The organism is Paraburkholderia sp. UCT31 (assembly GCF_014397655.1).
Taxonomy (GTDB): domain Bacteria; phylum Pseudomonadota; class Gammaproteobacteria; order Burkholderiales; family Burkholderiaceae; genus Paraburkholderia; species Paraburkholderia tuberum.
Map to the genome: position 1 here is coordinate 209,907 of NZ_VZQP01000009.1, position 11,795 is coordinate 221,701.

Annotated in this window: 10 protein-coding genes; 5 read left to right on the plus strand and 5 right to left on the minus strand. The window is 60.3% G+C overall.

The genetic code is table 11. The annotated features are described in order from the left end of the window. Positions 1-12: 12 nt before the first annotated feature. The 4 genes from F6X40_RS10300 to F6X40_RS10315 form a co-directional block, all read right to left on the minus strand. Positions 13-1,005 carry an aminotransferase class I/II-fold pyridoxal phosphate-dependent enzyme gene (locus F6X40_RS10300; RefSeq protein ID WP_187627720.1) on the minus strand — a complete coding sequence of 331 codons (993 nt, stop codon included), beginning with the start codon at positions 1,003-1,005 and terminating at the stop codon, positions 13-15. An 8-nt stretch (positions 1,006-1,013) separates the two neighbouring features. After that, positions 1,014-2,390, minus strand: a complete 1,377-nt coding sequence (locus tag F6X40_RS10305; RefSeq protein WP_187627721.1) for a radical SAM protein — start codon at positions 2,388-2,390, stop codon at positions 1,014-1,016. Positions 2,391-2,458: 68 nt separating this feature from the next. Continuing rightward, positions 2,459-2,719 carry a hypothetical protein gene (locus tag F6X40_RS10310; protein ID WP_187627722.1) on the minus strand — a complete coding sequence of 87 codons (261 nt, stop codon included), beginning with the start codon at positions 2,717-2,719 and terminating at the stop codon, positions 2,459-2,461. Position 2,720: 1 nt separating this feature from the next. Further along, a complete protein-coding gene (locus tag F6X40_RS10315) occupies positions 2,721-3,140 on the minus strand; it encodes a hypothetical protein (protein ID WP_187627723.1) in 420 nt (139 codons plus the stop codon). A 145-nt stretch (positions 3,141-3,285) separates the two neighbouring features. Here F6X40_RS10315 and F6X40_RS10320 point away from each other — a divergent pair, with 145 nt between their 5' ends. From F6X40_RS10320 to F6X40_RS10335, 4 genes are all read left to right on the plus strand, one after another. After that, positions 3,286-4,041, plus strand: a complete 756-nt coding sequence (locus tag F6X40_RS10320) for a hypothetical protein (RefSeq protein ID WP_187627724.1) — start codon at positions 3,286-3,288, stop codon at positions 4,039-4,041. 389 nt (positions 4,042-4,430) lie between these two features. Further along, the gene (locus F6X40_RS10325) at positions 4,431-5,765 is read left to right on the plus strand and encodes a TolC family protein (RefSeq protein ID WP_316251803.1); all 1,335 of its coding nucleotides are present in this window, start codon (positions 4,431-4,433) and stop codon (positions 5,763-5,765) included. Positions 5,766-5,798: 33 nt separating this feature from the next. Then, entirely contained in the window at positions 5,799-6,860 is a 1,062-nt protein-coding gene (locus F6X40_RS10330; protein ID WP_187627726.1) for an efflux RND transporter periplasmic adaptor subunit, read from the plus strand. After that, complete coding sequence (locus F6X40_RS10335) at positions 6,857-9,892, plus strand: efflux RND transporter permease subunit (protein ID WP_187627727.1); 3,036 nt, start codon at positions 6,857-6,859, stop codon at positions 9,890-9,892. The genes F6X40_RS10330 and F6X40_RS10335 overlap by 4 nt, the downstream gene beginning before the upstream one ends. 87 nt (positions 9,893-9,979) lie before the next feature. On the opposite strand, the gene F6X40_RS10340 is transcribed toward F6X40_RS10335, so the two are convergent. Then, positions 9,980-10,414 carry a hypothetical protein gene (locus F6X40_RS10340; protein WP_187627728.1) on the minus strand — a complete coding sequence of 145 codons (435 nt, stop codon included), beginning with the start codon at positions 10,412-10,414 and terminating at the stop codon, positions 9,980-9,982. 176 nt (positions 10,415-10,590) lie between these two features. On the opposite strand from F6X40_RS10340, the gene F6X40_RS10345 reads away from it, so the two are divergent. Then, on the plus strand, positions 10,591-11,433 hold the full coding sequence (locus F6X40_RS10345; protein ID WP_187627729.1) for a hypothetical protein: 843 nt from the start codon (positions 10,591-10,593) through the stop codon (positions 11,431-11,433). Positions 11,434-11,795 lie beyond the last annotated feature (362 nt).

Consider the following 11,795-nt stretch of genomic DNA (forward strand, 5'->3'; position numbering starts at 1 on the left):
CGCGCCCTTCTGTCAGGTCGGCAACGACAGGTAGCGCAGCGATGACACCACCGAGTAGGGTGTATCCTCGGAGCCAAAGACAGACAAGGGCAGCGCGAGTACTCCGTAGCGCTCGAGAAGTTGCTGATGGGGCGCGGGCACGACGCGCAGATAGCGCGGCACGGGAGTCAACGGCGCGAAAGCATAGATGCCGCGTTCAGCCAGAGCGAAGTTCAACTCTTTCTCGCTGCGCTCCAGCGCTGACGCCAATTGCTGTGGAAAGTCGGCGCAACGCTGCATGAAATATTGCGCGAGCTTGAGCTCTTCCTGCTCGGCGGGCAGCGCGCGGAAGGCCGGCGTGAGGCGGTCGACATCGTCGTGCGGAACGAGCGCGACACCGAACACTTCGGGCGCAGCCCAGTTCTTCGCAAGCGAGTGGAGGACGATACATTGGCCGGTCCCGTACAGCCGTTCCGTGACCGCCGAAAAGCGCGCACCGAAGGCATAGACGGCATCGAGAACGATACGCCGGGCCGGCCGCGCGGTGAGCCATTGCATCAGTTGCTCGCACTCCTGTTCCGACAAGCCCGACCCGCGCGGCTTGACCGGTTCAGCGATGAGCAGGATGTCAGCCTCAGGCAAATCGGCCAATTGCGGAACCGTCGAAAACGAAACCGAACGCAACTGTGCGGCGGCCGCGAGTGCGCCATAGACCGGATAGATGTCAGTGGGCAGGGCGACGATTTTTTGCTCAGCATGCCAGACTGCGAAGAGCGTCGCGAGGCTATGGCGAACACCGGACGAAACCAGCGCGCGAGGCTTCCACTGCGCGGGCAATCCGAAGAGACTCAGCCAGTCCTCTGCGAGATGACAGCGGTGTGCGCGACCCGGAATCGCGTCGGGGATAAACGATGGGCGCACGGGCGCGAGAACGCTTGCGAAACGTGTCTCTGACAGGTCCAGGACGGTGTCCGCCTGCGTTTCGAGAACGTGCTGCCGATGTTCGGCGAACTGCTTGATATCCATCGTTGGGCCTATCGGGCGAAAAAAGTAACGGGTGAGGTCTGTCCGGCATTGCCGTCGACGTCGCTTCGCGGGTCCTCGAGCGAGACAAGGCAACGGCCGTCAGCCATCAGGTTCCAGCTGCGGGCGACGCCGGTGTGCCGCTCCCAGAAAACGGTCGGTTCGGTGTAGGCGGCGACCGCCAGCGGCCGGCCTTTCCACTGTCCGACATAGATTGGTGCGCCCCAGGGCAGGCGCTTCGCTACGGTAAAGCCGAGTGCCTCGAAGTACGTGGTGACCAGGCTGAGAGACACCTGATGCTCTCGCGACCACTGGTTCGTCGCGTTCGGGTGATACGCGGACTCCAGCGTCGACGAGACATAGAGTTCCTTGAAGCAGAGCGCCTCGACGCCCTGTTCGGACGCCCAGTCGACGTAGGCCTCGAGCGACGAGGGGCTATCGATGCCACCTTTCTGAAGGACACAAATCAGTCGCGCGGTGAGGCTCGCCGAAGGATAATCCGACGCCCGCAGGGAATCGAGCACAGCCCACGTGTTCGTGTCGGCCCCCATGATGTCGTGGTTCGTCTTGCGGTCGTGGTGATGGCTTGACACCGAAAGCACTGACAGCCCCGCTGCGCGGTAGTCGTCAAGCATCCAGCGCCGCACCGCGCCGGTTTCCTTCCACAGGTGGATTCCGTTGGTAATCAACACGACCTTTCGGAAATGCTCGCTGCCAATCGCCATCAGCCGGACCAGATGTTCGTGCGGGAGCACGCCTGGCTCGCCACCGCCGGTAATGACGAACCGCTCGGCGCCAGCGGCACGCGCACGCGCCGCCCAGGCGGCAATATGCTCAAAGTTGGGCATAGTTGGTCGTTGCTCCGCCGACACCGACGCTTCGGAGAAGCAGAAGCGACAGCGCGCCTGACAGGCCTGCGCAATCGGGAGAACCGAGAAGGTACGCGGTCGAAGAGCGCTATAAGGCTGCAGTTCCCCTTCCAGAAGCGAAAGGGAGGCCGCGTAAGCTTCCTCGACACTTACCGGCACCAGCTCTCCCGCCGGACCGACGTAATGGAGGCCGGCGAGGGTGATGGTGTGCTGCGCGACATACTGCCCAATGCCCGTGCGCTGATTCGAATGCAGGGCATTCGGCGCCACGCTGGTCTCGAGCACCAGCAGGCGGTCGTGCGGATTGTTTCTGCGCGCGAGTAGCGCAGTCGCTTTGGCAATGCCTGGTGCGAGGTCTTCGCGTTCAAGCAGGAAAAACTGGTCGGGATACGTGCTCTCAGGTATCGCTGCTTTGGAGTAACTCAGCGCGTATTTATCGAACGCGCGCGCGAAATTCGAGAGGATGGTGACGTGAAAGCGAGCCACGCGAGCCACCGAAATCGGGTTTGAGGTTGTCATTGTTCTTGTCGTAAGCCAAAGGCAGTGTAGCGGCTCGCGCCGGCGCGCCTACCCCTGTATTGCACGCATCAGTCGATAACGACGTCATGAGAAGGGAGGCTTTCCCACACATTCACGTCCAGGAGCCTATAGCGCGTACCGTAAGGCGAGCCGCCGCAAGACTGTTCGGACTTTCGTTGGTAATGGTCTCGGACCTTGCGCTCGGCGTCACGCGCGTCGTCAGCAGTGACCAGATGGAAAAACCGCCGGGTGTCGACGGTCTCGCGTTCGTAGCCCACATTAACGATGCGTACTTCGCCTTCGGCGATGAAGAGAGTGCTGATATCCATTTCATTTCTCCACGGGCTTGACATAGACGGACAAGACGCACCACAGGCCGGGGACGCCTGCGATGGCCCCGTGGGGCTTGCTAGCGTCGAACAATAGGACTTCTCCGGCCCGAAGGCGCTGGTATTCGCCGCCGACTACCAGTTCGATGTTGCCGTCGTCGGATACGGGAGCTGCGAGCGTCCAGAGCGCTGTGAGCTGCTCGTCTGTGTGCATCCCGACGCCGTGCAGGCTGGCGAACAGAAGGCAGGGTTCCCTGTTATCAATCTCGTAGCCGGCCTCACGTAAAAACCCGACGAACGCTGTGGGCGGCTCGACGCCGTTCTCAAAAGAATTGAGTTCGAAACGTGCTCCGAGGGCACGGACGAGAAGCGAGGTGTCCGGGGCGAGCCGACCAATCTGTCGGACGAGTGCATCACCCACGGCCGCCCTCCCGTTGACGACAGGCGAACACTGCCGGGCCGGGCCCCATTTTGGGACCCGCGATGTTAAACTTGCGCATGAGTTTTGACTTGGGTAATCCGTAGGACCGGCCAGCGGCCAGGTTGTTATTGTAAAGGATAAGCAGTTGTTTAGACAGGCGGTGCTGGAGTTTACATTGCGACTGATGTTTTTCACTATACGTCGCAGGTCAACTCGGAGTTTAGAAATGGAAAAATTTCAAGGTCAGAAAGACGTGCTGGGTCGCGAATACCGGGGAATGGGCTTTTCAGAAAGCGTTGCCATCCCTGTAGGCTCGCGCGTGCGTATTGTTCAGTGCGACTACCTGAGGCTGCGCACGGAGGCACACGTCGGTCGTGAGGCGGTCACCCTGTTGCCCGCGCAACCGGACCGGGACCGTGGCTTTTATCAGGAGCAATTGGTGCGGCTCGTACAGCCGGCGACCGACTGCTACGTGAGCGACAGTCTGCTGGTCGCGCCGTTGCGTTCGCTCGAGGTGCTGACGGTTGGGGATGGTACGGTCATGCCCCGGCGTGACTACGTGCTGAGCAAGCGTGAAATCTACGACGCGCGTTTTGCAAAGATGGACCATCGGATTGAGGGCTGGACGAATGCGGCTACGTTCATTGCGCATCTTTACCTGCGTAATTCACACATCCACTACGAGGCAATGCGCGCGTTCCGGCGTGCTGGCGGCTCCATCAACCCCGCGCGAATCAAGAGCTACTTTTACAGGAACGCAATCCAGATTGATGACTGGGCGAAATTCCCGGAGGGCTTTCCGCGTTACGACCACTATCGATATCAAATCGACTGGAATTCGATAGCCGGGGAGTTCAACCAGGTATTTGCGGAAGCCGACAGGCATCGCGCAATCGCGTAACAAGAGCAGGGCGGTACGGTTTGATTGAAGCGGCGCTTGCGCCGCTTTTTCTTTGTGTTGAGCATGCTCAGCAGTTCGGGGGTGGGAGTTCCTTCTGTCCGGCGAGCATTGTAACAATTTGGTTGTCCTGACAATCATACGTACTCTATGCGAAACGTGACCAGGAAGACGGTTCCAGCGCTCACTCTGTGAGCGTTTTTCTTTTCTCCCCGCGCTGTTCTGGCCAGCTCGGGGCTGCAGTAACAGGATGGCACTCGGTGCGGCGGCCGTAATGCGTAGCAACATTTTTGGGGCCTGGGTCTTCATTTTGCCGCTACACGAAACATGACCAAAAAGACGACAGGTGTTTTGTTATGAACAGGCGTAGTGCTCGTGCGGCGCAATTGGCCGTGTTCGCGGCCATAGCCGTCTCTTCGTTTTCCCAGGCGGCGCGCGCCGGTTCACTGCTGGACCCATTTCAGGTCATGCATTCCGCCCCGGCGCAACTCGACTGCGGCGTAGGCGACCCGAAGGCCGCGTTGAGCGTCAGCGACGCAGTGGTCCGGGCGTTGTGCCAAGACCCCGGCCTTGCGGCGGCCCTCTATGCTGAGCGCGCCGCATCGGCCCAGGTGGGCGTGGCGACGGCCGCGTATCTTCCGACGCTAAGCGTGCAAAGCACCATTGGCCGAGCCGATACAGCGAGCCAGTTTGGGTCCGCTTCAGGCCGCGATGACAGCGTGACGGCGGCCCTTTCGTACGTGCTGTTCGATTTCGGCGCGCGCGGTGCGAAGCTCGACGAAACCAAGGCGTCGCTCGCGGTCCAGCGCTACGCCCGCGATGCGCAATATCAGCAGGTCATTCTGAACACAGCATCGTCGTACTTTGCCGTCAGCTCCTTGAAGCTTCAACTCGATGCGGCCGTCCAAGCCCAAGCGGCGGCCCAGGAAGCACTCACGGTCGCCCTGGCAAAGTACAAAGTCGGTGTAGTCGCACGCTCGGACGTGCTCCAGGCTCAAACGACGCTCGCGCAAAACCAGCTCGCCGTTGTTAATGCGCAAACCGCTCTGCGCGTTCAGGAAGCGAGTCTGAAGCTCGAACTTGGCTTGCCGATGGATGCGCCCTTAGAGCTCGCACCGGCCGATGTGAAGGGGCAGGCGCTCGATACCGCATTGCTCGATGCCCTCCTCGCTCGAGCCGCCGACCAGCGCCCGGACATCCGGGAAGCGAAAGCGCTGGTCGAGGTGAACGCGGCGCGCATCACGCAGACTCGTGCCCAGTATCTCCCTTCGTTGTCGGTCACTGCGCAAACCGGCACGAGCCTTGTGCCGGGGTCCGGCCGTACACGTTCGAGCGAGGTACTGCTCTCCCTCAAGATTCCGCTTTTCAGCGGCTTTGCTGGCCGCTACGACAAGGAATCGGCCCTCGCGACCAAGCAGGCGAGCGAGGCGGACCTGGCGAACACGCAGCGTGCAGCGGCTCTCGACGTTTTTACTCAGCGGGCCTCGCTCCTCAATGCTCAGGCGTCGCTTGCCGCCGCACAGGCATTCAGCGACAGCGCGGCCGAACAGGGGATGGTGGCGTTCAAGCAGTACAAGGCTGGAGTGGGAACCATGACGGACCTGCTCAATGCGCAAAGCCAACTTGCACAAGCGCGCCAGCAACTGGCGCAGGCGTACGCGTCGATTCAAACCTCGAAGCTGGCTCTGGCTAGGGCGCTTGGCGAGTTGTCGCTTCAATCCCTGTAATCAAAAGGTGAACCAATGACAAGAAACAGGACTATGCCGCTCACCGTGGCGGCCCTAGCCGCTGTTGTGCTGTTGGCAGGTTGCGGAAAATCCGCAGCGCCGCCAGAGAAAAATGTTGGGGCGACGGCAGTGGCGACGGTACACCCTTCAAAGATGCTCTTCCATGAGATGCGGTCCGTGGAGGGTGACGTGGTGTCCTATGATTCGCCGGATATCGCTGCTCAGGTCGCCGGCCAGATTCTGGCGGTCACCGCGCTGCCGGGGGCTCGTGTAAAAAAAGGTGACCTACTCGCACGAATCGACCCGACCGACTCCACTCTTGCGAGGGCAAATTCTCGAGGTGCGCTCGCCCGTGCCTCGGCGGTCCTCGCGGAGAAGAAACGAAACCTGACGCGCTACGCTGTCCTTGCGAAAGAGGACCTGATTTCGCAGCAAACGCTGACGGCCGCCCTATCCGATGAACAGGCCGCAGAGGCTGATGTCGTTGCCGCACGCGCGAGCGCCGACCAGGCAGGAGTCACGTTAGAGCGCACGTACGTGCGTGCACCGTTCTCAGGTGTCTTGACCAACCGTAAGGCGCAGCCCGGCATGTACGCTCACCAAGGCGACACGCTTTTTACGTTGGCGTCCGAACGCCCGGCGCTCCTTCAATACAAGGCCCCCGAGAGCTTGCTTGGCGTGGTTCGGCCCGGACTGCCCGTTACGGTCGACGCGGGCGGCGCACCCATGCACGGCAAGGTCGAGTCGGTCGAGCCCGCGATTGACCCCGTCTCACGCAATTTCACGTTCACCGTGCAAGCACCGGCCGGCGTGCCGGCGGTGGTTCCTGGACATAGCTTGACGGCTCAAGTGGAGCTGCGGGCAACCCGCTCGACGGCGGTACCGGATAAGGCCGTTCAAACGGTCGGGAGCGCGAGCTACGTTTTCGTCGTCAGGGCGGGGAAGGCGAAGCGTGTCCCAGTCAAAATCGGCGCGCGTGAAGGCGGCTTCGTCCAAGTCATGGATGAACTGTCGGCGGACGCTGACGTGATTACGGACGGTGCCGCTTTCGTCAACGACGGCGCACCGGTGAAGACGTCAGAGGTGCGGAAATGAACCTCGCCCGGCTGGCGGTCAATCGCCATGTTCTTGCTGCCTCGTTTTCCCTGTGCATCGGCCTCTTCGGACTTGTCTCCTATAACCGGATTGCGGTGGACCGCAATCCTGACGTCGAGATTCCCGTTATCACGATTTCGACGACGCTCGCCGGGGCGACGCCCGATACCATCGCGAAAACGGTGACGAATCCGCTTGAATCGAGCCTGAACACCATCTCCGGCACCGATACTCTGTCGTCTACGTCGACCACGGGCACGTCTATCATCGCGATGCAGTTCGATGTCAACAAGGACTTGAACGAAGCGTTCAACGATGTGCAAACAAAGGTCAATAGGGCGCGCGGGAGTTTGCCGAAGGACGCCGACGCCCCGGTTATTCAAAAATTAGACACCTCTTCGCAGCCTGTTCTGTGGTTGTCGCTCTCGGGACCGCGTAGCCAGCTCGAGCTTTTCGACATCGCGACCGCCTTGCAAAAGCGCCTGCAGACCTTGAGCGGCGTGGGTCAGGTGCAGCTAGTTGGCGCGCCGACCAAGCAGATGAACGTCCTCGCCGACGACAAGAAGCTCGCCGCATACAAGCTCACCGTAGCTGATGTTCAGGCCGCACTTACGCGGAACCATCTGGCCCAGTCGGGTGGTCGGATTCACTCGGCGGGTAAAGAATTCGAGCTGAAGCTAGACTTCCAGGCCTACAAGCCCTCCGATATCGCGAACATGGCTATCACCGAGAAGAACGGTGTAGTAATTCGAATCGGGGACATCGCGACGGTCACAGAAGGCACGACCGATTCCCGGCAGTTCGCGCGTTTCAATGGCGCGAATACGGTTGCGCTGGGCATTGTGAAGGTGACGGGCGGCAATACGGTCGAAGTGGTCGATAATGTGACCCGGCGCCTTGATTCGGAACTCAAGGCGACGCTGCCAAGCGACCTCAAGCTCGCCATCGCGACCGACGACGCCAAGCCAATTCGAGCGATTATCTCAGCGCTGAAGGAGCACCTGCTTGAAGGAACCGTTCTCACGGGCTTGATTGTGTGGCTCTTTCTGAAGAGCTTCCGCGCGACGGCCGTCATCTCGACCGCGATTCCCGTGTCGTTACTGGGTGCCGTTGCCTCGCTCTACTTCTGCGGATACAGCCTCAATTCGTTCACGCTCCTAGGTCTCTTGCTGCTCGTCGGCGTAGTGGTTGACGACTCGATTGTGGTGCTCGAGAACGTCTACAAGTGGGCTGAACATCATCCGGAGATGTCCATCAAAGAGGCCGCCGAAAAAGGGTCGAGCGAGGTGTTCTTTGCCGTCATGGCGGCAACATTGACGCTAGTCTGCATTTTCGTGCCGATTGTATTCATTCCCGGCATCACGGGCCGGTTCTTTCGCAGCTTCGCGGTTGTCGTCGCGGTCGGCGTGCTGGTGTCGTGGTTTGTCGCGGTGACCCTCACGCCAATGCTGACGTCCCGATACATGAAGGTCACTAAGGATGGGCCGGTGGCAGCGCGCCTTGAGAACTTGTTCCGGGCGATGGAAGCTCGTTATGTATCAATGCTCGGCTTAGTGTTGCGGCACCGCATCCTGACGCTCGTGCTCGCGTTAGCGACGCTCTTGCCGGCGGCCGGCGCGGTGGGCAAGCTACCCAAGGGATTCATGCCGGACTCACAGGAGGGTCGGCTGGTCGCCACGTTCAATTTGCCGGCGGGCCTCTCGAAGGTAGATGTCGAGCATATCGCTGACCGCATTGAGGCGGAGGTAAAGGAGCAGCCTGAGACACATCACTATTTGACGACATTTCAGGACGGCGGCACATCGGGCCAAGTCGACCAAATCAAGATGACGATTACCCTTCAGGATAAGGATATCGGCACGCGCTCACAAAACCAGATGATGGCGTTTTTCCAGAAAGAGTTCAGCGCCATTCCCGGGGTGCGTGCGGCGGTCACGCCTGCAAGTTCGATGGGCGGGGGCGGCGGCGCGTCGTTGCAATTCTCGCTGCTCGGCCACAATTTTGACGAACTCGCCACGACCTCCGAGGCTTTCTTGAACACGCTTCGCGCGCGGCCGGGTATGCAGACGATAACCAGCAACCTGAATCTGTCCACGCCTGAGGTCACTGTGGTTCTCGACCGTGAGCGAATTGGCCGGCTTGGGCTGAGCGCGCAGGATGTCGCACTGGCGGCAGCGAGTGTGACGGGCAGCGTCATTCTCGGGCAGTATTCCGACGAGGCGGGGGACCAGTACAATATCGCCTTGCAAACCGCAGCAGGTCTGCACCTCGGCTCGCCAGACGCGTTGAAGGACGTTCAGATTCGAACCGACCAAGGCGACTTCGTGCCTTTGAGTGAGGTCGCTCACCTGAAAGTCGAGGGGGCGGCCGCATCTGTTACCCGAGTCGACCAACAGTACGCCGTGACGTTCAGCGCGAACCCCACCATCAGCCTTGGCGAAGCGATGGCCGACGTGAACTCCGAGGCCGCAAAGCTGGGGGAAGGGTACACCGTCAAGTACTCCGGGCAGTCGCAGGAAATGGGCCGGATGGGAGGGAACCTTGCGATGGTCTTCGGCATGGCCTTTGTGATGCTGTACCTCGTCCTCGGCTCGCAGTTCAACAGCTACACGCAGCCCTTCCTGGTGATGCTGGCGCAGCCTCTTGCGGTCATCGGCGGTATCGCGAGCCTCTATCTCACGGGGCAAGGCCTGAACATCTACTCGATGGTCGGGCTGATTTTGCTGACTGGTCTCGTGGCAAAAAATTCGATTCTACTGGTCGACCGGACGAACCAGGTGCTTGATACGGGCAAGCCAGTCAACGAGGCGCTTGTTTCGGCCTGCCCCGAGCGTTTGCGCCCGGTGCTGATGACCTCCTTGACCATCATCCTGTCGTTGTTCCCGGCAGCACTGGGGTTCGGGGCCGGCGCGGAGAATAACCAGCCAATGGCTATAGCGGTTATCGGCGGCATGGTCTCGTCGACCTTGCTGACGCTGCTGGTGGTGCCGGCCGCGTACTCCCTGTTCGTTAAGCGACACGAGCACGCATAGCGCGATGCGAGGTACACAGCGCAACGCCGTGCGGTTGGCTTAACGACGCGCTGAAGAAAAAACGCCGGTCGGAGACCGGCGCTTCAATCAAACACGCTGATACATTTCCTGACCTCGAGCGAGCAGTTCGAGGTCGTGCCGATGCAGTGCGGCCGCGCGTGTGGCGCGAACCCACGTCTCAAAGATACGGCCAGCGCGCTCATGCGACACTTCGATGCGCACGCTGCCCGATTCGCCCGGCTGGGTATCGTCGACGTCCAGACGCATTTCATATACGCACGGCGTGCCCGGTGGCCCGATTTCCAGCCACTCGTTCTTGCTGACGCCGACGGACACGGGCTGGAAGAAGCTGACCAGAATCGAGCCGGCGTGACTTCCGTACGCAGTGTCCAGCAACATGCCCTCGGTGTAACCGACGCGCAGGCGCCGCGTCACAGCGACGAACTCCTCGATTGAAAAGTTCTTCAGAAACTCGAAGCCGCCCTTGGGCTCCTTCAAAAACGGTGTTTCGACGACTTTCATGGTTTTTGTCCTCTAAAAGGTGGCCCCGCGTCGGGGACCCGGCCTTCACCGTCTAGCGAAAGCTCGCGCCTGTTACGGAGGGAACCTGCTGGTCGCAGTGTCTCACGAGTCGGCCACGCACCAAAATCGCTACACCCCGTGACAGGTCAATTTTCTATAACCCTATAAGGAACGGAATGATTCGTCATTTATTTGCCAGAGGGTTCAAGGCTGTGCCGTACCTCGAAACGTCACTTTTGATGCAGACGCATGCAGAAGGAGTGGCTTTTTCGGAAGACAAGCCGAACGTCATTGTTGGTCCGAATGGCGCGGGCAAATCAGCCTTGTTGACCGCCTTATCGTTGCAAACGCTGACGTATTTCAGTGGTGTCAGCTCGTTCGACGAAAACTACACGACGGGCGTCGATGCCGGGGGCTTCTGGGAGCAGGTCGGTTCGCGCTGGAGCAACGATTATCGATTCCTCCCCGGCCTGACATGCGACACAGATAAAGGACCGGCGATGTACTACCGGCCGCACCATATCCCGGGCAACGACAATGATGTCACCACAGCCATGATGTGCGGCTATAGCAAGCAGGCCCGCGCGTACGAAGAAAAAGTTCGCCACAAATCGGCCGGACAACAGTCGCAGGCATTGCTCGAAAAGCTCAACGACGTCCTTGACGGTGACGTCTCAGGCGTCCGGTATCAGTACATCAACTGGCGCCACGGCCGCGAGGTGTGCGAGTTTGAACGTGGTCGCTACGTCTGTGACTTCGAGTACCAGGCCGAAATTCTCAAAAGGGAGTTCGGGAACGTGGCGGGCGATGCGAAGCCGGTTCTGATTCTCGACGAGCCGGAACAGTCGCTCGACGCAAGGGCTGAGGCGGTGATGTGGGGCAAAATAGCGAAGGTAGATACAGCCCGCGTGCAGGTCATCATCGCCACGCACAGCCTGTATCCGCTGATGCACCCGGAGAAATTTCACATCATCGAAGCCGTTCCCGAGTACGTCAAAGAGGTTCAAGCTCTTCTGTAATTCCATCGCGCCTGGGTTTCGACCCAGGCGCTTTTTCGTCCGCCGCGCGAGGCAGTGCCGACGTCAGTCACTCCCGACTTGGCGTGCTGGGCGAGGGGTCACGAGCCGCCGACGGCCCACTCGAGGAGAATGTCTAGTTTTGTGTGATAGTGACGTAACCTGCCGTGTCTGCTGCCACATATCCTAAGGCTCCAGTACCCAAAGCACCGCCGTTATAATGGCCGTCTGAGCTAGCCCGACTGGTCGCGGTTGGTGCTAGAAACGAACCGCCGCCACCACCACCGGCGACGCCACAATGGCGAACAGCCCATCGTAGATCTGCACGATTTCGTCCCAGTTCGGGCGACGCGTCCGGCAGCGAT